The 21,259-nt window shown below is 72.4% G+C and carries 17 protein-coding genes; 4 read left to right on the top strand and 13 right to left on the bottom strand.

Going from position 1 to position 21,259, the window contains the following annotated elements:
• Window positions 1-42 precede the first annotated feature (42 nt).
• Both AC3EUJ_RS30775 and AC3EUJ_RS30770 read left to right on the top strand, forming a co-directional pair.
• The gene (locus AC3EUJ_RS30775) at window positions 43-1,242 is read left to right on the top strand and encodes a pyroglutamyl peptidase (RefSeq protein ID WP_431967133.1); all 1,200 of its coding nucleotides are present in this window, start codon (window positions 43-45) and stop codon (window positions 1,240-1,242) included.
• Between the two features lie 296 nt (window positions 1,243-1,538).
• Window positions 1,539-3,092: a pyridoxal phosphate-dependent aminotransferase gene (locus AC3EUJ_RS30770; protein ID WP_431967131.1), complete on the top strand. Its 1,554-nt coding sequence runs from the start codon at window positions 1,539-1,541 to the stop codon at window positions 3,090-3,092.
• A gap of 51 nt (window positions 3,093-3,143) precedes the next feature.
• Here AC3EUJ_RS30770 and AC3EUJ_RS30765 read toward each other — a convergent pair whose 3' ends face one another.
• The 9 genes from AC3EUJ_RS30765 to AC3EUJ_RS30725 all read right to left on the bottom strand — a co-directional run bounded on the left by AC3EUJ_RS30765 (window position 3,144) and on the right by AC3EUJ_RS30725 (window position 13,899).
• A complete protein-coding gene (locus tag AC3EUJ_RS30765; protein WP_431967129.1) occupies window positions 3,144-4,031 on the bottom strand; it encodes a hypothetical protein in 888 nt (295 codons plus the stop codon).
• 203 nt (window positions 4,032-4,234) lie between these two features.
• Complete coding sequence (locus tag AC3EUJ_RS30760; protein WP_431967183.1) at window positions 4,235-5,416, bottom strand: aldose epimerase family protein; 1,182 nt, start codon at window positions 5,414-5,416, stop codon at window positions 4,235-4,237.
• Between the two features lie 42 nt (window positions 5,417-5,458).
• The gene (gene mmsB, locus AC3EUJ_RS30755; protein WP_431967127.1) at window positions 5,459-6,715 is read right to left on the bottom strand and encodes a multiple monosaccharide ABC transporter permease; all 1,257 of its coding nucleotides are present in this window, start codon (window positions 6,713-6,715) and stop codon (window positions 5,459-5,461) included.
• Between the two features lies 1 nt (window position 6,716).
• Window positions 6,717-8,267, bottom strand: coding sequence for a multiple monosaccharide ABC transporter ATP-binding protein (mmsA, locus tag AC3EUJ_RS30750; protein ID WP_431967125.1), 1,551 nt, complete (start codon window positions 8,265-8,267; stop codon window positions 6,717-6,719).
• Between the two features lie 67 nt (window positions 8,268-8,334).
• Window positions 8,335-9,456, bottom strand: a complete 1,122-nt coding sequence (chvE, locus tag AC3EUJ_RS30745; protein WP_431967123.1) for a multiple monosaccharide ABC transporter substrate-binding protein — start codon at window positions 9,454-9,456, stop codon at window positions 8,335-8,337.
• Window positions 9,457-9,462: 6 nt separating this feature from the next.
• Window positions 9,463-10,509, bottom strand: a complete 1,047-nt coding sequence (locus AC3EUJ_RS30740; RefSeq protein ID WP_431967121.1) for a hypothetical protein — start codon at window positions 10,507-10,509, stop codon at window positions 9,463-9,465.
• Window positions 10,510-10,612: 103 nt separating this feature from the next.
• Window positions 10,613-11,635, bottom strand: coding sequence for a zinc-dependent alcohol dehydrogenase (locus tag AC3EUJ_RS30735; protein WP_431967119.1), 1,023 nt, complete (start codon window positions 11,633-11,635; stop codon window positions 10,613-10,615).
• A complete protein-coding gene (locus tag AC3EUJ_RS30730) occupies window positions 11,632-12,792 on the bottom strand; it encodes a mandelate racemase/muconate lactonizing enzyme family protein (protein WP_431967117.1) in 1,161 nt (386 codons plus the stop codon). The genes AC3EUJ_RS30735 and AC3EUJ_RS30730 overlap by 4 nt, the downstream gene beginning before the upstream one ends.
• A gap of 198 nt (window positions 12,793-12,990) precedes the next feature.
• On the bottom strand, window positions 12,991-13,899 hold the full coding sequence (locus AC3EUJ_RS30725) for an SGNH/GDSL hydrolase family protein (protein WP_431967115.1): 909 nt from the start codon (window positions 13,897-13,899) through the stop codon (window positions 12,991-12,993).
• 236 nt (window positions 13,900-14,135) lie between these two features.
• On the opposite strand from AC3EUJ_RS30725, the gene AC3EUJ_RS30720 reads away from it, so the two are divergent.
• Window positions 14,136-14,630 carry a DUF3145 domain-containing protein gene (locus tag AC3EUJ_RS30720; RefSeq protein WP_431967113.1) on the top strand — a complete coding sequence of 165 codons (495 nt, stop codon included), beginning with the start codon at window positions 14,136-14,138 and terminating at the stop codon, window positions 14,628-14,630.
• On the opposite strand, the gene AC3EUJ_RS30715 is transcribed toward AC3EUJ_RS30720, so the two are convergent.
• On the bottom strand, window positions 14,618-16,753 hold the full coding sequence (locus AC3EUJ_RS30715) for an MMPL family transporter (RefSeq protein ID WP_431967111.1): 2,136 nt from the start codon (window positions 16,751-16,753) through the stop codon (window positions 14,618-14,620). The two genes, AC3EUJ_RS30720 and AC3EUJ_RS30715, sit on opposite strands and share 13 nt — an antisense overlap.
• A 131-nt stretch (window positions 16,754-16,884) precedes the next feature.
• On the opposite strand from AC3EUJ_RS30715, the gene AC3EUJ_RS30710 reads away from it, so the two are divergent.
• The gene (locus AC3EUJ_RS30710) at window positions 16,885-17,331 is read left to right on the top strand and encodes a MarR family winged helix-turn-helix transcriptional regulator (protein ID WP_431967181.1); all 447 of its coding nucleotides are present in this window, start codon (window positions 16,885-16,887) and stop codon (window positions 17,329-17,331) included.
• 36 nt (window positions 17,332-17,367) lie between these two features.
• On the opposite strand, the gene AC3EUJ_RS30705 is transcribed toward AC3EUJ_RS30710, so the two are convergent.
• The 3 genes from AC3EUJ_RS30705 to AC3EUJ_RS30695 form a co-directional block, all read right to left on the bottom strand.
• Window positions 17,368-18,852 (bottom strand): SDR family oxidoreductase, encoded by a 1,485-nt coding sequence (locus tag AC3EUJ_RS30705; RefSeq protein WP_431967109.1) that lies wholly within the window; start codon window positions 18,850-18,852, stop codon window positions 17,368-17,370.
• Window positions 18,849-19,094, bottom strand: coding sequence for a hypothetical protein (locus AC3EUJ_RS30700; protein WP_431967107.1), 246 nt, complete (start codon window positions 19,092-19,094; stop codon window positions 18,849-18,851). Before AC3EUJ_RS30700 ends, AC3EUJ_RS30705 begins: the two co-directional genes overlap by 4 nt.
• 282 nt (window positions 19,095-19,376) lie before the next feature.
• The gene (locus tag AC3EUJ_RS30695; RefSeq protein WP_431967105.1) at window positions 19,377-20,735 is read right to left on the bottom strand and encodes a cryptochrome/photolyase family protein; all 1,359 of its coding nucleotides are present in this window, start codon (window positions 20,733-20,735) and stop codon (window positions 19,377-19,379) included.
• Window positions 20,736-21,259 lie beyond the last annotated feature (524 nt).

The raw sequence follows: 21,259 nt of genomic DNA, 5'->3' as shown, positions 1-21,259 counted from the left end.
CGGGCGGCCGACCCGTATCCGACCGCCCGGAGGTTCCCCGCCATGCGGCTGCCGCTCCACCTCGGTGTGCCCGCCGACGTTCCGTTGCCCACGGTCGAGGAGCTGCGCCTGGAGATGGCGGTGCCGCGGGAGATCCTGCGCCGCAGCGGCTTCCACACCGCGGCCCCGCGGTTCGCCCGGGCGCTGGCGGAGGCCCGTGACGCGGCCGCGGCCGCCCGGAGCGTACGGTGGCACGGGCGCGCCCTGTGGCGGGCCGCGGTGGACCGGGCCCAGGGCCGCGGGCCGGCGGAGGGTGACCTGAGCCACGACGACGACCGGCCGCTGTACTGGGCCCGGCTCGCTCTCGGCCGGGAACTGCGGCGCTGGGAACCGGCGTTCACGCTGCCCGCCGCCGTCCGTGCGGCGCTGCGGGAGCGCCTGGAGCGCGCCTCGCGCGGGCAGGACGCCGTCCCCCCGCCCGCGGCCGAGGGCGGCCGGCGCATCCTGCTGACCGGCTTCGACCCCTTCCGGCTGGACACCGACATCCGGCGCAGCAATCCCTCCGGGGCCGCGGCGCTCGCCCTGGACGGCGTCACCCTCGAGACCGCCGCGGGTCCGGCCCGTGTCGAGAGCGTCGTCTTCCCGGTGCGCTGGGGCGACTTCACCGACGGCACGGTAGAACGCGTCCTGCGCCCCCGGTTCCTGCCCGGCCCACGCCGTGTCGACCTCTTCGCCACCGTCAGCCAGGGCCGGGACGGACGCTTCGACCTCGAACGCTTCAACGGCGCCTGGCGCGGCGGCCTCCCCGACAACGCCGGCCTTTCCGTCGTCGGCACGGTCCCGGTCACCGCCCCGGAGCGGCAGCCGCAGTGGACGGCGTCCACGCTCCCGTACGCGGCGATCGCCGCCGCCGGCACCGGCCCCTTCCCCGTGCACGACCGCACCACCGTCACCGAGGTCCCGGCCGGGGCCACCGCTCCCGTCACCCGCGACAGCGGCCCGAGCCCGGGCTCCGCCGCCCGCGCCGGGGGCGGCGGCGACTACCTCTCCAACGAGATCGCCTACCGCGCCACCCTGCTCCGGGACAGGCTCGCGCTGCCCGCCCCGGGCGGCCATGTCCACACCCCCGTGCTGCACTTCGGCCCCGGCAACACGGATCCGGCCACGGGCACGGTCAGCGACCCCGCTTTCCTCGCCCAGCGCCGGGCGGTCACCGCCCAGATCCGCGCCCTCCTCGTCGCGGCCGCGGTCACGCTCGGCTGAGAGACATACGCCGCGGTTCCCATACGGTCCGCCGAGGCCGTCCCCGGTGACCGCCCGGACCTCGGTTGCGCGCTCGCCACCGCCGCCGGCGCCCGCGCGCAGGGGATGCGGTGACTGAACGGAAGCCCGGCCGCGCCCGTATGAGACCCGGGACGGCCGCAAGATAGCCGAACCATTCACCGCTTGTCATACAAACAACCCATATGCACCACATGTGAGGGATGTGTGACAAGGTCGTGCAGGCAAGGGGAAGTCGGCCGCCGCGGCGCGGCCCCGTGAGCGAGGGAGGTTCTGCCGTGACCGTCGCTGTCGGCGTCACCGGTCATGCCACCGAGTTGTTCCGCGCCAACACCGCGCACAGTCCCTCGTACTTCGCGCTGCGCCGCGCCGCCGGCGGCCTGTCGTCCTCCGGCGGAGGACGCGACATCGTCGACTTCTGCATCCCGTGCAACCCGTACTTCCCGAGCCCGGCCATGTACGACAAGCTCCAGGAGTCGATGCGGGACATCCTCACCTACTACCCGAGCAGCACGGACGTCATCACCAACGAGCTGTGCTCCCTGCTCGGGCTGAACCCGCAGACCGTGGCCATGGGCAACGGCTCCACCGAGCTGATCACCTGGATCGACCATCTGCTGGTCCGCGAGAGCCTGGCGATCCCCATACCCACCTTCGGCCGCTGGACCGACCAGCCCATGGAGACCGGCAAGCGCGTCGACATGTTCCTCCTCCCGGAGGCCGCCGGATTCGCCCTCGATCCGGCGGCCTTCGTCGCGTTCGTCCGCGCGCGGGGTTCCCGTACGGCCGTGATCTGCAACCCCAACAACCCCGACGGGGGCTACCTCCCCAAGCACGCCGTCGTGGCACTCATGGACGCCCTGGCCGACCTCGACCTCGTCGTGATCGACGAGTCATTCCTCGACTTCACCGACGCCGAGGTGTGGCCGAGTGTCGCCAGCGAGGCCGTCCTGCGGCCCAACGTGATCGTCCTGCGCAGCCTCGGCAAGAACTTCGGCCTGCACGGCATCCGCTTCGGCTACCTGGTCGCCAACCCCGCGCTGGCCGGCAAGGTCCGCCGCATGCTGCCGAAGTGGAACCTCAACTCCTTCGCGGAGGCGGTGGTCTTCATGCTCAAGGACCACCGCGAGGAGTACGCGCAGAGCCTGCGCCTGGTCTCCCGCGACCGCCAGGAGATGCTGTGGCAGCTCGCGGCGCTGCCCGGGCTGACCGTCTACCCGTCCCAGGGCAACTTCGTCTTCGTCAAGCTCCCCGACGGAGTCGACGGCGTGGTGCTGCGCGACCGGCTGCTGGCCGAGCACGGGGTGCTGGTCCGCGAGTGCGGCAACAAGCTGGGCAGCAGCAGCCGTTTCATGCGGCTGGTGGTCCGCCCCCAGCCCGACGTCCAGCGGCTGCTCACCGGGCTGAGCACGGTGCTGTACGGCAGCACCTGGTACGCCGCCCCATCGCCCGCGGCGCCCGTCCAGGAGCAGCCCCAGCAACCCCCGCAGACCGCGCCGCAGCAGCTGCCGCAGATCCAGCCCGCGCCGCCGGTACAGCCCGCGATGCCGCCGGCGCAGCCGCTCCCACAGATCCAGCAGGCCCCGCCGCCCCAGCCGCTGTACGAGCAGTCCGTCGCACCGCCCCCGGCCCCGCCGCAGCCGGTCTACGAGGTCAGGCCCGTGCCGCAGCCCCAGCCGCAGCCCCAGCCGCAGGTCCAGTCCCGGCCCCAGCAGCCTGAGGCGCCCGCCCCGGAGACGTACCCCGCGCTGACCGCCGAGGTCCCGGCGGCCTTCGCCTCGGTGCCGCCCGGCACGCCGCGGCCGGCGCTGTACTGGCAGGACGCCTCCTGACGCGTCGCGCCCGCGCCGGCCGGTCGCCCACCGGCCCGCGCGGGCGCGAGGTCACCTGGCCGACCGGAACGAGTGGCTGTCCAGGGTCTTCCACTCCCCGCAGGTGCTCTTCTTGCCGCGCGTCTCGCGGATGACGCAGTGCGTCTCGACCACCCGGCCGTCCCGGGTGATCGCCTTGACCCACACGCCGGAGCCGACGGAGGTCACCGTGGCGCCGCAGACGCCGCGAGGATAGCCGCGGTTGCCGCTGAGGGAGTGCCAGACGAAGCGGCCGCGGGGAAGGGTCCGCCCGCCGATGAAGATCCGGCCCTCGAACACCGCGACGGAGATCTCCTGGTCGCCCCTGCGGAGAGTGGAGTCGATGCTGACGCAGGAGCCGTCGCGGTCGTCCCGTCCGTCGCCCCGGTCGTCCCGGCGCTCGTTGTCGCGGCCGTTGCCCCGTTCGTCGTCGCGGCCGTTCCCACGTTCGTCGTCGCGGTTGCCGCCCTGGTCGTCGTGGCGCTGCTGCTGGGGCTGGTCACCGCGCTCGTCCCGGCCCTCGCCGCTCTCCTCGCCCTGGTCGTCCCGGCGGTCGTCGGCACGCTCGTCGTCGCCCTCGTCCCGGCCGTTGTCGCCCCGGTCGGTCTCCCGGCCGCCCCGCTGGTCCCCGCGGTCGCCGCCGTCCTCGCGGCCGCCGTCGTCGCGGGCCTCCTCGCGGCCGCCGTCCTCGCTCTCCTCCTCCTCGTCGTCGTTGTTGCCGGCGACACTCCGGGTGCCGGGTGGCCGGGGGTCGTTCACGGCTGCCCTCGTGCCGGCGGCGGTGGTCACGGTGCCGGGGGTCGTGGCGAGCACGGGCGCCGACACCGCGGCCGCGGCGACGGCGAGCGGCACGACCACTCCGGTCAGGCGTCCGTATCGCCGGTACCGGCGCGGCCGAGTCGACCTGCCGTCAGGACTCATGGGGGACTCCTCGTCGAATGCGAAAGCCGCAGGGCTTGATCGACGGGATGCGTACCCCCCCGCGCGCGGACTTTCCGCCGCTGTCATTCCGGTGGCCCACCACGGCCGAGGCGGGTTCACCCGGTCTCGGCCCCGAAGTCGACAGGCGGGGGCGCCCGGGAGAGAATCCCGGCCGCCCCCGCCCGCGGGGAGGGTGGCGCCGCTCAGTGGGTGCCGAAGGCGTGCACGGTGGTGGAGCGGTAGGTCTGCCCCGGCCGCAGGACCGTCGACGGGAACGAGGGGTGGTTGGGGGAGTCCGGGAAGTGCTGGGTCTCCAGGCAGAAGCCGTCGCCCTGCCGGTAGACCCGGCCCGAGGAACCGGCGAACGCCCCGGTCAGGAAGTTGCCCGTGTAGAACTGCACACCGGGTTCGGTGGTGGCGATCCGCATGACCCGGCCGGAGACCGGCTCGGTGACCGTCACGATGTGCTCGGGCGCGGCCGTGCGGCCCTTGTCGAGCACGAAGTTGTGGTCGATGCCCTGCCCGTACAGGATCTGCTGGTGCGCCGAGCGGATGTCGCGGCCGATCGGCTTCGCCGTGCGGAAGTCGAACGGGGTGCCCGCGACGGGCGCCAGTTCACCGGTGGGGATCAGGGTGGAGCCGACCGGGGTGTAGCGCCGGGCGGCGATCTGGACCTCGTGGTCGTAGATGCCGCCGTCGCCCTCGCCGCGCAGGTTGAAGTACGTGTGGTTGGTGAGGTTGACGACCGTCGCCTTGTCCGTGGTGGCGGTGTAGTCGATCCGCCACCGCGCGTCGGCGGTCAGGGTGTAGACGACCTTGACCTTCAGCGTGCCCGGGTAGCCCATCTCGCCGTCCGCGCTGGTGTAGCGCAGCACCAGACCGGCGTCCGAGCCCGCCTTGAAGCCCTCGACCGCCCAGACCCGCTTGTCGAAGCCCCGGTCACCGCCGTGCAGGCTGTTCGGGCCGTCGTTGACGGGCAGCTGGTAGGTGTGGCCGTCCAGGGTGAACTGCCCGCCCGCGATGCGGTTGCCGTACCGCCCGATCAGCGCGCCGAAGTACGGGCTGTTCGCCACGTAGCCGGCCAGGTCGTCGAATCCGAGGGACACGTTGACGCGGCGGCCGCGCCGGTCGGGCAGCTCCAGGGTCTGGACGACGCCGCCGTACGAGAGCACCTTGAGGGTGATCCCGCCGTTGCTGACCGTCCAGATGTCGACCTTGGTGCCGTCCTCGAGGGTCCCGAAGTGTTCCTTGCTCACCTTGCTCCTGCCCGCGGGCCTGTGCCTGGCGTCGGCGGTCTGCCGCGCCGCGGCGGCCTTGCCGGCCGCCCAGGCGTTCGTCCCGCTGATCGCGGGCGCGACCGCCCCGAGTGCCGCGCCCGCGATCAATGTACGTCTGTCCACTTGCGGCTCCTTCGATAGGTAGCTGCTTTACGAACCGACCTTGCGCTTGTTCCAGACGTCGAAGCCGACCGCGGCCAGGAGCACCAGCCCCTTGATGACCTGCTGGTAGTCCGTGCCGATACCGACCAGCGACATCCCGTTGTTGAGCACCCCGAGCACCAGGCCGCCGATGATGGCGCCGAGCACCGTGCCGACGCCGCCGGTGGCGGAGGCGCCGCCGATGAAGGCGGCCGCGATGGCCTCGAGCTCGAAGTTGATGCCGGCCTGCGGGACGCCGGCGTTCAGCCGCGCCGCGTAGACCAGTCCGGCGAGCGCGGCGAGCACGCCCATGTTCACGAAGACCAGGAAGACGACCCGCTTGTCCTTGACGCCGGAGAGCTTGGCCGCCGCCTGGTTGCCGCCGAGCGCGTACACATGGCGGCCGATCACCGCGTTGCGCATCACGAAGCCGAAGACGATGAGCAGCCCGGCGAGGATGAGCAGCACGATCGGCACGCCGTGGTAGCTGGCGAGGGTCATGGTGAAGGCCACCACGCAGGCGACGATGGCGAGCAGCTTCAGCAGGAAGAAGTTGCGCGGCAGTACGTCCAGGTCGTACGCCAGCTGCTGGCGGCGGTCTCGGATCTCCTGGACGAGGGCGATGGCGATCACCACGAGACCGATGAGCAGCGTCAGGTTGTGGTAGTTCGTGTGCGGCCCGACCTCGGGCAGGAAGCCGTTGCCGATCTTCTGGAAGCCGGTCGGGAAGGGCGAGATGGACTGGCCCTCCAGGAAGATCTGCGTACCGCCGCGGAAGAGCAGCATGCCCGCCAGGGTCACGATGAACGACGGGATCCCGACGTACGCGATGAAATAGCCCTGCCAGGCACCGGCGACCGCGCCGATGAGCAGGCAGGCGACCAGGGCGAGCGGCCACGAGACGTGGTGGTGGATGATCATCACGGCGGCGGCCGCGCTGACGAAGGCCGCCAGCGATCCCACGGACAGGTCGATGTGGCCGGCGATGATCACGACCATCATGCCGATCGCCAGGATCAGGATGTAGCTGTTCTGGCCGATCAGGTTGGTGACGTTCTGCGGTTTGAGCAGGATGCCGCCGGACCATATCTGGAACAGCGCCGCGATCAGCACCAGCGCGATGATCATGCCGTACTGGCGCATGTTGCGCCGTGCCGCCTGCAGCAGGAGGCCGGTGGCTCCGGCCCCCTCGCCGCCGTGCCCGCCGGCGGCCGCGCCCCCGGCGGGCGGCGGAGGAGTCTTGTCGGTTCTCACCGGGCTGCCCATCTCAGTTACCTCGGTCCATGGTCATGTGGCGCATCAGCACTTCCTGGGTCGCGCTCTCGCGCGGGATCTCCCCGGTCAGCCGGCCCGCCGACATCGTGTAGATGCGGTCGCACATGCCGAGCAGCTCCGGCAGTTCGGAGGAGATGAAGACGACGGCCTTGCCCTGGGCCGCCAGGTCGTTGATGACCGTGTAGATCTCGTACTTGGCCCCGACGTCGATGCCCCGGGTGGGTTCGTCGAGGATGAGGACCTCCGGCCCCGCGAAGATCCACTTGCTGAGGACGACCTTCTGCTGGTTGCCGCCGCTCAGCTTGCCCGTGGTCTCGAAGACCGTCGGGGTCTTGATGTTCATCGTCGAGCGGAAGGACTCGGCGACCCGGGCCTCCTCGTGCTGGTTGACGACGCCGCGCCGGGCGACCTTGGACAGGGCGCTGAGCGAGATGTTGCGGCTGATGTCGTCGATGAGGTTCAGCCCGTAGTGCTTGCGGTCCTCGGTGACGTAGGCGATACCGTGCCCCACCGCCTCCGGGACGGTGCGGGTGCGGATCTCCTCGCCGTGCAGGTAGACCCGGCCGCTGATGCCCCGGCCGTAGGAGCGGCCGAAGACGCTCATGGCCAGTTCGGTGCGGCCGGCCCCCATCAGTCCGGCGATGCCCACGATCTCGCCGCGCCGGACGTTGAGGGAGACCCCGTCGACGACCTTGCGCTGCTGGTCGATCGGGTGGTGCACGGTCCAGTCCTCGACGGCGAAGGCCACCTCGCCGATCTCCGGCTCCCGCTCGGGGAAGCGGTGGTCGAGGTCGCGGCCCACCATGCCGCGGATGATCCGCTCCTCGGTGACGGTGCTGCGGCCGTCCTCGTCGGTGGCCTTCATGCCGAGTGTCTCGATCGTCCGCCCGTCCCGCAGGATCGTGATGGAGTCGGCGACCCTGGCGATCTCGTTGAGCTTGTGCGAGATGATGATGCAGGAGATGCCGTGCTCCTTGAACTCCAGGATGAGATCCAGGAGTTTGCGGCTGTCCTCATCGTTCAGGGCGGCGGTCGGCTCGTCCAGGATGAGGAGCTTGACCTCCTTGGACAGCGCCTTGGCGATCTCGACGAGCTGCTGCTTGCCCACGCCGATGTCGGCCACGCGGGTGGTGGGCGCGTCGGTCAGCCCGACCCGCTTGAGCAGCCGGCCCGCGTGCCGCAGCGTCTCGTTCCAGCTGATGACGCCGCGGGTGGAGTGCTCGTTGCCGAGGAAGATGTTCTCGGCGATGGACAGGTACGGCACCAGGGCGAGTTCCTGATGGATGATCACGATGCCGCGCTGCTCGCTCGCCCGGATGTCGCGGAACTCGCAGGGTTCACCCTGGAAGAGGATCTCCCCTTCGTAACTGCCGTGCGGATAGACCCCGCTGAGCACCTTCATCAGGGTCGACTTGCCCGCACCGTTCTCACCGCAGATGGCGTGGACCTCGCCCTCGGCGACAGTCAGGGTGACGTCGGAGAGCGCCTTGACCCCTGGGAAGGTCTTGGTGATGGAGCGCATTTCGAGGACGGGTCCGGCCATTCCTGCTTTCCGTTCTCCTCGGGTGGTGGGAAGGGGAAGATCGTCGGTCGTGCTCCGGGCTCCGGTACTACTGGAGCTCGGACTCCTTGATGTAGCCGGAGTCGACGACGATCTCCTTGTAGTTCGACTTGTCGACGCTCACCGGCGGCAGCAGGTAGGTCGGGACGACCTTGGTGCCGTTGTCGTAGGTCTTGGAGTCGTTGATCTCAGGCTTGCCGCCGGTCAGCACGGCGTTGCCCATCTGGACCGCGACCTTGGCCAGTTCGCGGGTGTCCTTGTAGACGGTCTGGGCCTGCTCACCCGCGATGATCGACTTGATCGAGGCGACCTCGGCGTCCTGGCCGGTGACGATCGGGAGCGGCTTCTTGGCGGTGCCGTAGCTCACGCTCTTCAGCGCCGAGATGATGCCGCGGGAGATGCCGTCGTACGGGGAGAGCACCGCGTCCACGTCGGCCGAGGTGTACGACTTGCTGAGCAGGTCGTCCATGCGGGCCTGGGCGGTGGCGCCGTCCCAGCGCAGCGTGGTGACCTGGTTGAGCTCGGTCTGGCCGCTCTTGACCACCAGCTGCTTCTTCTCGATGTACGGCTTGAGGGTGTCCATCGCGCCGTTGAAGAAGTACTTGGTGTTGTTGTCGTCGGGCGAGCCGGCGAAGAGCTCGATGTTGAAGGGGCCCTTCTTGCTGCCGTCCTTCAGGCCCAGCTTCTCGACGATGTAACCGGCCTGGAGCTCGCCGACCTTGTAGTTGTCGAAGGTCGCGTAGTAGTCGACGTTCGCCGAGCCCAGGATGAGGCGGTCGTAGGAGATCACCTTGATGCCGGCGTCGTGGGCCTGCTGCAGCACGTCGCTGAGGGCCGAGCCGTCGATGGCGGCGATGACCAGCAGCTTGTCGCCCTTGGTGATCATGTTCTGGATCTGGGCGACCTGGTTCTCGACCTTGTCGTCGCCGTACTGCAGGTCGGTCTTGTAGCCCTGGGCCTGGAACTGCTTGACCATGTTGTCGCCGTCGGCGATCCAGCGCTCCGACGACTTGGTGGGCATGGCGATCCCGATGGTGCCCTTGTCCCCGTCCTTGCTGCCGCCGCCTCCGGTGTTCTCGCTCTGCCCGCAGGCGGTCGCGGTGGCGCCGAGGGCGAGGGTGGCCACCAGCGCGGCGGCGGTGCGCAGACGTGCGGCTCTGGCGATGCGCATGGCTGATCAGATCCTTTCGGCGGTCAGGCGGGGGTCGGTCGCCTGTTCCGGGTCGGTCGTGATGTCCAGGGGGAAGCGGTGGAGCGGTCCCGGCAGCCGCGCGCCCAGCGGGGACTGCCCGCCGTCCGCGCCCAGCCGGGAGAGCAGGTCGAGTACAAGGCGGCCGCGCCGGACCCGCTCGCGGGCGGTCGACAGGGCGACCTCCCGCAGCTGGCGTCCGTACGGGTAGATGCCGGGAGCCTTGCTCAGCCCGAACTTGAGGTAGATCGGCGCGCCGCGGCGGATCAGCTCCGCCGCGTCGTAGAGCCGGACGAAGCCGCCGAGGTCGTCGGGGGCCTCGATGTAGAAGTCCATCGGCGCCCGGCTGACCCGGCGGATCTCGGTGATCTGCTGGAGGGTCAGGTCGGAGGGGATGTTGATGGAGTCGGCGCCCAGCCGCTCCCACACCGCGTAGGCCGCCGGGTTGACCGGGCCGACCAGCGCCGAGACCTTGAAGGTGGTGTCGGCCGGCAGCAGGCCCTGCTCGCGCAGCTGGTGCAGCAGCCACAGCACGCCCTCGTCGGCGACGAGCAGGCAGCGCACGCCCAGGGCGGCGGCACGCAGCGCGTCCTCGACGCAGCCGGCCACCTGGTCGTGGCCGCGGGCGCGCAGGCCCCCGCCGCGGGAGTCGGTGCGGGTCGCGGCGCCGATGTCCCAGGTGCCGCGGGGACCGGTGAACAGGCAGAGCTCGACGTCCCGTTCGGCGCAGGCGGCGACCATCTCGGTGATCTCGGCGTCCGTCAGCATCCAGATGCCGCTGCCCTGGCTGATCCGGTGCACCGGCACCTGCAGCCGCTCGCTCTCCTCCAGCACGGTGGTCAGCGCCTCCGGGCCCTCCACGGAGGGGATCTCGGTGCGCCAGGTGCCGCCGTCGGGGAAGGAGTGCGGGGAGGCGTCGGCCGGGTCGTCCGCCGGTGCGCCGTGACCGAGGAGGGTGAGCGCGTACTGGCCCGGGTGGCGGGGACCGGAGGCGATGCCGGCCGTGCCGGGGCTCGGGGTGGGTGCGTCGGTCACGGTGCTCCTTCGTTCTCGCCGTTCGGTATCTCGGACGACGTTCGATTCATTGGGTATGGGTGGGAACGGATGGGACATCGGGTGTCCGCCGCGCACAGAGCGGTCACGGACGCAGCAGCACCTTCCCCACTTTGGGATCCCGGTTCCCCAGCAGTCCGAGGGCGTCGGCGTACTCCTCCAGGGGCAGGTCGTGCGTGATCAGCGGTGCCGGGTCCAGGATCCCGGCGTCGAAGGCGCGTACGGTGTGCGCCCAGGCGGCGGGCGGCGCCCCGAAGACCGTGTGGACGGTCAGCTGGCGTACCACCAGATCGGTGGGGTCGAGCCCGAGCGCCCCCGGCGCGGGGATGCCGGTCAGCGCCAGGCGGCCGCCGCGGCGCAGCAGCCCCGCCGACGCACGGGCCGCGGAGGCGGACCCGGCGGCCTCGACCACCAGGTCGTAGCGCCCCTCGTCCGCGTCCAGTTCATCGGCCGTGCGAAAGCGCGTGGCGCCGAACGAGGCGGCCGGCTCCGCCCGCTCCCGGCCGGTGCCCACCACCAGCAGCTCCGTCGGCGACACCGCGGCCAGGAACTGCACCGCCAGCATGCCGAGGGTGCCGGTGCCGACGACCGCCACCCGCTCGCCCGGGGTGGCCGGCGTCTTCAGCAGTGCCGCGGCCACGCAGGCGGCCGGCTCCAGGAGGGCGGCGGTGCGCAGGTCGGCCGCGTCGTCCAGGACGTGCAGCAGCCGGGCGGGCAGCGTCAGGGTGTCCGCCATGGCGCCGGGCTGGGTGAAGCCGGTCTCCTCGTACGGCGCGCCGCACAGCGTGGTCTCCCCGGCGTGACAGCGCTCGCAGACCTGGCAGTTGCGGAAGCCCTCGCCGACGACCTTCCGGCCCACCAGGCCGGCGGTCACCCCGGCGCCGACCGCCTCCACCGTGCCGGACCACTCGTGGCCGGGGGTGACGGGGTAACGCACGTACCCCTTCGGGCGGGTGCCGGCGTACATCTCCCGGTCGCTGCCGCAGATGCCCGCGGCGTGCACGCGGACCAGCGCCTCACCCGGGCCGGGCGGCACCGGTTCGATCGGCGTGATCCGGTGCCGGCCGGGTCCGTCGAGCACGACGGCGCGGTGGCTGTGGACGGTCACTTCGCGCCCTTCGGCTTCCGGCGCTCCCAGCCCTCGGCCCACAGGTCGAAGCGGGCCTGCTGCTGGGGGAACTCGGCGGCGGCGTCGACGTCGAGCTCGACGCCGAGGCCCGGCGCGTCCGACAGGGTGAAGTACCCGTCCTCGCCGACCACGGGGGCGCCCTTGACGACCTTCTTGATCTCGGAGTCCGCGAAGTCGTTGAAGTGCTCGAGGATCTTGAAGTTGGGGGTGCACCCGGCGAGCTGGAGGCTCGCGGCGGTGAGCACGGAGCCGCCGACGTTGTGCGGGGCGACCAGCACGTAGTGGGTCTCCGCGGTTGCGGCCAGCTTGCGGACCTCGTTGATGCCGCCGATGTGCCCCAGGTCGGGCTGGATGATGTCGGCGGCCTGGAGCTCGAACAGCTCGCGGAACTCGTAACGGTCGTGGATGCGCTCGCCCGTGGCGATCGGCAGATCGGTGTGGGCGGCCACCTTCGCCAGGGCCTTGAGGTTCTCCGGCGGCACCGGCTCCTCGATCCAGCTGGGCTTGAACGGCGCCAGTTCCCTGGCCACGCGGATCGCGGTGGCCGGGCTGAACCGGCCGTGCATCTCCACCAGCAGCTCGGCCTCGGGGCCGATGGCGTCGCGCACGGCCTCGATGAGGGAGACGGAGTAGGTGGTCGCCGCGTGGTCCAGTTCGAAGTGGCCGGTGCCGAAGGGGTCGATCTTCAGCGCGCGGTAGCCCCGCTCCACCACGGCGCTCGCGGCCTTGTGGTAGGCCTCCGGGGTGCGCTCGGTGGTGTACCAGCCGTTGGCGTACGCCTTGACCTTCTCGTTCACCTTGCCGCCGAGCAACTGCCAGACCGGGACGCCGAGGGCCTTGCCCTTGATGTCCCAGCAGGCCATCTCGACGACGGCGATGCCGGACATGACGATCTCCCCGGCCCGCCCGTAGTCGCCGTACTTCATCCGGCGGACCAGGTCCTCGACCGCGAACGGGTCTGAGCCGGTTATGTGGTTGACCTCCGCCTCGCGGAGGTAGCCGAGCAACGCGTCGGTGTGGCCGAGCATGCGGGTCTCGCCGACGCCCGTGAGCCCCTCGTCGGTGTGGACGAGTACATAGGTGAGATTCCGCCAGGGTGTGCCGACCACATGGGTGCTGATGCCGGTGATGCGCACGGAAGCCGCCCCTTACAGGGTGTCGTTCGAGATTTCGTCACACGTTCGAAATGTTGAAGGGAACGTAGTTACGGGCTCCCGGCGGTGTCAATGGGTGTGCCGGTGAGGTGTCGGCGATGTTGCCGAAGTGAGTCCGTCCGCCCGCGCCGCGTACCGCGCGGTGTCCGAAACCCCGGACGCTCACCGGGCCCGGCCCGGCTAGCGGCCGGCCGAACCCGGCCCGAAGGCCGCCGCGTAGACCAGTCCCGCGAGCTTGGCCTGACCCGCCTCACTCGGGTGGAACCAGTCCCAGCGGCTCAGCTCCTTCTGGGTGAACCTGTAGTCGAAGACCGCGCCGTCGTCGTAGCGGCAGCGCTTGTGGCGCGCGCACTCCTGCCGCAGGACGTCGTTGTACGCCATCACCCTTTCGCGTACGGTCTGCCGCCGTTTCTGGGCGGCCGTGCTCATCGACTCGGCGTCGCCGAGCATGGACGGGCACAGCCCCAGCTTCCAGACCTGCCGCCCCAGCACGTTCTGCCGCCCGACCTCCCACAGGCGCATCAGGTCGGGCACGCTCGCGACGAAGACCTGGGCCTTCGGCAGATCGCGGTCGAGGGTCTGCAGGGCGGCGGAGAAATCCCGGCGGTATTCGGCCACCGGGGTCATGCGGTCGGTGCTGCGCGCGCACGCGTCGTTGGCCCCCATCAGGATCGTCACCTGCTGCGGCCGCAGTTCGGCCGCCTTCCGCGCCTGCGCCGGCAGGTCGTGCATCCTGGCGCCGCTGGCCGCCAGGTTCCAGCTCTCGGTGTCCGGCTTGTCCAGCACCCGGGAGGCCACGCTCGCCACGGAACGGCGGCTGCCGGTCGCCCAGGACAGGTCCGGACAGTCCGTCAGGATCCCGCAGGCGTCGAAGGCACGGGTGATGGAGTCGCCGAGCGCGGCCAGGGACGAGGGGGTGGTGTCCCAGATCTTCGCGGGGCGTTTCACCGTGCCCGCCCGCCCGGCGGCACCGGCCTCGGTGCTGTCCGGGCCGGCCGGGGCCGAGCAGCCGGCCGCGAGTGCCGTCGTGAGCAGGGCGATCAGCGCGATCAGGGCGCCGCTGACCCCACGCGGGAGCGACTGGCGCATCCGTTCTCCCTCGGACGAGTGGGTGACTTCTCGCTGATCCCGACAGTACGTCACTCCTCGCCTGACGCCGCGCGGTAGCTTTTTCCCTGACAGGTGGTGCGAAAGAGGTGATCAGAGGTCAGATCTTGTCTCATTCGTTATGATTAGTGCAGAATGTCCACTGCTGTCCCGGATGGCTCGGTTATGGGCATGAGGCCGCTGGGGAAGGCGTACCTCGTCCCACACTGGAGGTCCCGGTGACGACACGTGGAGTTCTGTACGTGCACTCCGCGCCACGCGCGCTCTGCCCGCACGTCGAGTGGGCCGTCGCGGGCGTGCTCGGCGTGCGCGTGAACCTGGACTGGATCCGCCAGCCCGCCTCTCCGGGCACCTGGCGGGCCGAGTTCTCCTGGCAGGCGGAATCCGGCACCGCCTCCAAGCTGGCGTCCGCGCTGCGCGGCTGGCATCTGCTGCGCTTCGAGGTCACGGCCGAGCCGTGCGCCGGCGCCGAGGGGGAGCGCTACAGCAGCACCCCCGAACTCGGCATTTTCCATGCCGTCACCGGCATCCACGGGGACATCCTCATCCCCGAGGACCGGCTGCGCGCCGCGCTCGCCCGCGCCCGCAAGGGCGAGGCCGACCTGGAGACGGAAGTCGCCAAGCTGCTCGGCAAGCCGTGGGACGACGAGCTGGAGCCCTTCCGCTACGCGGGTGAGGGCGCCCCCGTGCGCTGGCTGCATCAGGTCGTCTGACGCTCCGCCACCCGGCGCGGTGCCGCGGCGCCGTCCGGCGCCGGCGGCTCGTCGCCCCTGTGCGCCGCGGCGCCCGGCCACCACACCTTCGGGCCGATGTCCCGGACCAGTGCGGGCAGCAGGAACGAGCGCACCACCAGGGTGTCCAGCAGCACCCCGAAGGCCACGATGAAGGCGATCTGCGCCAGGAACGCCAGCGGGATCACGCCGAGCGCCGCGAAGGTCGCGGCGAGCACCACGCCCGCCGAGGTGATCACCCCTCCGGTGGCAGTCAGGCCGCGCAGGACGCCCTGCCGCGTGCCGTGGCGCAGCGTTTCCTCGCGGACCCGTGTCATCAGGAAGATGTTGTAGTCCACGCCGAGGGCGACCAGGAAGACGAAGCCGTACAGCGGCACCGAGGCGTCCGTCGCCGAGAAACCGAAGGCGTGACGGAAGACCAGCGCCGACACGCCCAGGGTGGCGGCGAAGTTGAGCGCCACCGTGGCGACCATGAGCAGCGGCAGCAGCAGGCTGCGCAGCAGGGCCGCCAGGATCACCAGGATGATCGCGAGGACGACGGGGACGACGAGCGTGCGGTCGCGCTCCGCGGTCCGCTGGGTGTCCAGTTGCTGGGCCGTGTAGCCGCCGACCACCGCCTGCGCGCCGGGCACCGCGTGCACGGCCGCGCGCAGCCGCTGCACCGTCGCCTTGGCGGCGTCGCTGTCGGCGGCGTCCTCCAGCGTCACCTGCAGCAGGACCCGGCCGCCCGCGACGAGCGGCTCGCCCCCGCCGGGCCGGCTCGAGGCGGTGAGCGGGGCGACGGAGTGGACGCCGTCGGTGCCTGACGCGGCCCGGGTGACCGGATCGAGCCGGCCGGCCTGCGCGACGACCACGGCCGGGTTCCCCGAACCGCCGGGGAAGTGCTCGCCGAGGACGCGCTGGGCGGTCACGGAGGGGGCCTGGTGGACGAAGATCTCGTCCAGCGGCACACCGCGGGCGGTCAGCGCGGGGGAGAAGGCGGCACAGCCCACCAGCAGCACCAGGCTCGCGGCCCAGACCCGGCGCGGCGAGCGGTCCACGAGAGCCGCGATCCGCCGCCAGACGCCCTCGCCCTCCGGACGCCGCTGCCGCGGCTTGGCGGGCCAGTAGGCGGCCCCGCCGAGCAGCAGCAGCGCCGCGGGCAGGAAGGTCAGGCTGCTCGCCACGGCGCAGACGATCCCTACGGCGCCGACCGGGCCGAGGGCGCGGTTGTTGGTGAGGTCGCTGGCGAGCAGGGCGAGCAGGCCGAGGGCCACGGTGGCCGCGCTCGCCACGATCGCCCCGGCCGAGCGGCGCAGCGCGGCGCGCATCGCGGCGAACCGGTCCCCGCGGACCGCGAGCTCCTCCCGGAAGCGGGCCGCGAGCAGCAGGGCGTAGTCGGTGGCCGCGCCGATGACGAGGATCGACAGGATGCCCTGGACCTGGCCGTCGACCCGGACGATGCCGTGGTCCGCCAGCAGGTACACCACCCCGCAGGCCAGGCCGAGCGAGAAGACCGAGCCGACGATGATGACCAGGGGCAGCAGCAGTGCGCGGTAGACCAGCAGGAGGATCACCAGCACCACGCCCAGCGCGGTGAACAGCAGCAGCCCGTCGATGCCCGCGAAGGCCTCGCCCAGGTCGGCCTGCGAGGCCGCGGGCCCGGCGACGTGGGCGGTCGTGCCGCCGACCCGGCCCGCGGTGTCCGCGAGCCGGGCGACGGCGTCCCCGACGTCCCGGCCGAGGTCGGGGCGGAGCTGTACCACGCCCTCCAGGGCGAGGCCGTCGTCGGAGCGCACCGCCGGGGAGGGGCGCCCGGCCACCCCCTCGGTGCCGGAGAGGGAGGCCAGCGCGGCCGTGGCGGCCTTCTGCTGGGCGTCGGTCACGCGGCCGCGGTCGGCGGTCCAGACGACGATCGCCGGTACGGTCCCGTTCCGGCTGAAGGCCGTCCGCTCCGCCACGGCCTTCGTCGACTCGGCGCTGCGCGGCAGGAAGGCGGCCTGGTCGTTGGTGGAGACCTCGCCGAGCCTGCCCGCGTACGGGCCGAGGGTCCCCCCGATGCCCAGCCAGGCGACCAGCATCACCACTGGCAGCAGCCACCGGACGGCGCGCGGCACGGATGTCATTGCTCTCTCCCGTGGGATGCGGTCCCGGGACACCCCGGGGTGAGTTATCTCAGTGATTGATTATCTTAATGATCGAGATTATTTAGGATGGGAGGGTGCCCGACAACCTCCAGGACGAGTCCCCGACCGGGCTGCAGGCCTTCGCCGTGCAGCTGCGCCGGATGAACAGCGAGTTCAACCGCGTCGCGCAGGACTTCGCACAGAGCCAGAAGCTGCACCACACCGACGTGGAGGCGCTGGTGGCGATCCTGGACGGCGACGGCCGCGGCGGCGCCATGACCCCCGGTCTGCTGCGCGAGCGCCTCAATCTGACCTCCGGTGCCGTCACCGCCTGCCTGGACCGGCTGGAGCGCGCCGGCCACATCCGCCGCACCCGCGACGCCGCCGACCGCAGGGTCGTCCATCTGCACTACGCCCCGCGGGCGATGGGGGTGGCCCGGGAGTTCTTCCGGCCCCTGGCCCACAGCACCGACGCGGCGCGCTCCCGCTTCACCGAGGGCGAACTGGCCGTGGTGATGCGCTTCCTGACCGCGATGAACGACGAACTGACCGCCCTGCGCACCACCGTCCCGGACTGAGGTCCCGCAGGACCTCCGGGACCCGGGGCCGGGCCGCTACGGTCCCGCCGCGCCTTTCTCGGCCGCGGCGGCTATGTTCCGCGCCATGCCGCCGAAGACCAGGGAGTGGAACGGCGAGACGCTCCACCAGTACGCGTGCCCCGCCAGGCCGTGCGGGTGGAACAGCGCCCGCTGCCGGTAGACCGTGCGCCCGCTGCCGTCCCGTCCGGCCGCCAGCTCCAGCCAGGCCAGGCCCGGCAGGCGCATCTCCGCGCGCAGTCGCAGCAGCCGGCCCGGCTCGATCTCCTCCACCCGCCAGAAGTCCACTGAGTCGCCCGCCCGCAGACGCACCGCGTCCCGCCGCCCCCGGCGCAGCCCCACCCCGCCCACGAGACGGTCGAGCCGGCCGCGCACGGCCCAGGCCAGCGGGAAGGAGTACCAGCCGTTGTCCCCGCCGATGCCCTCGATCACCCGCCACAGCGCCTCCGGCGAGGCGTCCACGACACGGGTCCGGCGGTCGGTGTAGAGGCTGCCGCCCGCCCAGTCAGGGTCGGTCGGCAGCGGCTCGCTGGGCGCGCCGGGCACCGAGGCCGACGACCAGCGCGTGGCCACGTTGGCCTCCCGGATGCGCTGCAGCGCCAGCCGCAGCGCCCGCTCGACGCCGATCAGGCCCTCGGGTGGGTCCGGAACCCACTCGGCGATGGCGTGGTCGTGGCAGACCACCTCGTGGCGCAGCGACTCCGTCAGCGGCCGCGCGATGGACGCCGGCACCGGGGTCACCAGCCCCACCCAGTGGCTCGACAGCCACGGCGTCAGCACCGGCAGCGGCACGATCAGGCGCCGCGGCAGCCCCGCCACCTCGGCGTACTTCACCATCATGTCCCGGTACGTGAGCACATCCGGGCCGCCGATGTCGAAGGCGCGGCTCACCTGAGGCGGCAGCGTGGCACAGCCGACGAGGTAGCGCAGCACGTCCGGTACGGCGATCGGCTGGATCCGGGTGCTCACCCAGCGCGGGGTGACCATCACCGGCAGCCGTTCGGTGAGGTAGCGCAGCATCTCGAAGGAGGCGGAGCCGGAACCGATGATGACCGCCGCCCGCAGCGCCGCCGTCGGCACGCCGGAGGTGAGCAGCACCCGGCCCACCTCGGCGCGGGAGCGCAGGTGCGGCGACAGCTCCCGTTCGGGTACCCCGGCGGGGGTCAGACCGCCCAGGTACACGATGCGCCCCACGCCCGCGGCCCGCGCGCGGGACCCGAAGACCTCCGCCGCCTCCCGGTCGGTGCGCTCGAAGTCCCGCCCGGTCCCCAGGGCGTGGACGAGGTAGTACGCGACGTCCACGCCCTCCATCGCCGCCCGCACCGAGTCAGGGTCGGTGACGTCGCCCTTGACGACCTCCACCTCGCCCGCCCACGGGTGGTCGCGCAGCTTGCCGGGCGTACGGGCCATGCAGCGCACCCGGTGGCCGGCCGCGAGCAGTTCGGGGACGAGCCGGCCGCCGATGTAACCGGTGGCGCCCGTCACCAGGCAGGTGAGGCTCATCGCGGGCTCCCCACGTCGCGGGCGAAGGGGCCGGTCGCCGTCCCGGGCGGCAGCAGGGAGCGCAGCAGCGCCGCCAGGGCCGTCGCGGCGGTCAGGGCGACCGTGCACAGGAGGAGTGCGAGAGGGGGCCGGCCGCGGTGCGCGACAGGAGCGGTTGCGGCGGCGCGCGGCCGCTGGGGCAGCACGTACGCGACCAGCCCCGGACGCGGCGTGCCGTCGCCCGCTTCGTCACTGTAGGCCATCGAATCGCCTCTCTCGTACGCTCTCGGTCATTATCGGCCGCCCCCCGCGGGGACGCCCGTCACATACGTCCACCCATGGATGCGCCGCCGCCGGCCGGGCGGATCGCCGTACGGACCCATCCGCCGGCCGCGGGCTCCGGACCACCGCAGGGGGAGGAACGCGACGAAGGGGCGGGGCGTGACCGGCGGAAGGCGAAGGGCGGCCGGCTGGGTGGAGAGGCCCACACCCACGACATACCCCGCTGGGCGGCGCGCGGGCGGTGCGCGGGTGCCGGGGCGGGGCTACTTGCCGCGGGCGGTGCGGAAGCGGGTGAGTGCTTCGTCGAGGTCGGCGAGCGGGGCGGGGTAGTCCAGGGCGGCTCGTTCGTCCTCGGGGAGCCGCCAGGGGCGGTGGACGGCGCCACCCCGTACCGCCGCAAGCTCCGGTACCCAGCGCCGCACGTAGGCGCCGTCCGGGTCGAAACGACGGGCCTGCACCAGGGGGTTGAGCACCCGGTTCGGGCGGGTGTCGGTGCCGGTGCCGGCCACCCACTGCCAGTTCAGCTGGTTGTTGGCGATGTCGCCGTCCACCAGCAGCTCCAGGAAGTGCGCGGCGCCGATCCGCCAGTCCACGTACAGCGTCTTCGTCAGGAAGCTCGCGGCCAGCAGCCGCGCCCGGTTGTGCATCCAGCCCTCATGCCGCAACTGCCGCATCGCCGCGTCGATCACCGGGTAGCCGGTACGGCCCTCGCGCCACGCGGCCGCCTCCGGGCCGTCACCGCGCCAGCGGTCGCCGCGCGGCCGCAGGTCCCGGGAGGCGGCGTCGGGGCGGGCGGCGAGCACCTGGTGGTGGAACTCCCGCCAGGCCAGCTGCCGTACGAACGCGTCCGCGCCGGGCCCGCCTGCGTCGCGGGCGCGCCGGACCAGCTCGGTGGCCGACAGACAGCCGAAGTGCAGGTACGGCGACAGCCGCGAAGTGGCGTCGCCGGCCAGGTCGTCGTGGCGGTCCTCGTAGGCGGCGAGCCCCGCCGTCCACCAGGTCCCCCAGCGTTCGCGGCCCGCGGTCTCCCCGCCCGCGGGCAGCCCGGGCGACGTGCCCTCCGGCGCTCGCGGGAGCGGCCGGGACGCCACGCCGTCCGGGACCCGGACCGCGCCGGGCGCGCCCAGCGGATCGCGCAGTTCCGCGGTCGCCCAGCGGCGGAAGTACGGTGTGAACACCCCGAAGCTGTCCTTGCCGGCCGGGGCCACCGCGCCGGGCGGCACCGCGGTCAGCACGGCGTCGTGCACGCGGAGTTCGCGGCGCTGTCCGGCCAGCGCCGCCCGCAGTCGATCCTCGCGCCGCGCGGCGTACCGGCTCACCCCCGCGGCGACGTGCACCTGACCGGCACCGGTCTCCTCCGCGACCTGGCACGTCTCGCGCGCCACGTCCCCGCGGCGCAGCACCAGCCGCCCGCCGCGGGCGCGCAGCAGTTCGTCCAGGTCGGCGAGGCAGCCCGCGAGGAACGCGGCGCGGTTCGGGGCGGCGAAACCCGCGGCCGCGATGGCGTCGTCGAGCACGAACAGCGGGACGACCTGTTCCGCGGCACCGAGGGCGGCCCGCAGGACGGGGTTGTCGTGCAGCCGCAGATCGGCGGTGAACAGGCAGATCGACGTCGTCGTCACGTCCCGTGCGCTCCTCCTGGCCGGGGTTCGCCCTGGCCCGCTCGGCGAGCCTACGACGCCGCCTCCCGCCGCGGCGGGAGGCGCCCCGCCGTGCCGCGAGCGCGTGGTCTTGCCGGGCGTGCTTGCCGCCTCGGCGTCCGTCGCCGCGCGCGGTGTCGATGCTGGCGGGCCCGCTGGAATGGCTGCGCGGGCCGGTCCGCGGACGACGCCGCCTTCAAGGCCGCGGTCTCGCCGAAAGAGCGGGAGTGCCCTGTGCCCCGTGCCGTACGCGGCGCCATCGCCGTCCAGGGATACTGGCGCAGCGGTGCCCGGGGCCGCGGACCGGGCTGACGCTGACGAGGCCGCGTGAACTACCCGGGGCCTCGGCCAGAGCGCCTCGTCGTGGGGCTGCCGCGCGATCCCGTGCCCCGGGCCGCACGCGCGGCGGTGCCCCGCGCCGCGGACTGGCCGCCTCCTCCTGGTGTTGCGGCAGGGCTGTGGCCGGGGCGCCCGGATCCGCGATGCCCGCGGGCCCATGGAGTACG

This window comes from Actinacidiphila sp. bgisy160, from assembly GCF_057707815.1.
The sequence above is the reverse complement of the archived record's forward strand: the minus strand, read 5'-3'. Positions and strand labels throughout refer to the sequence as shown.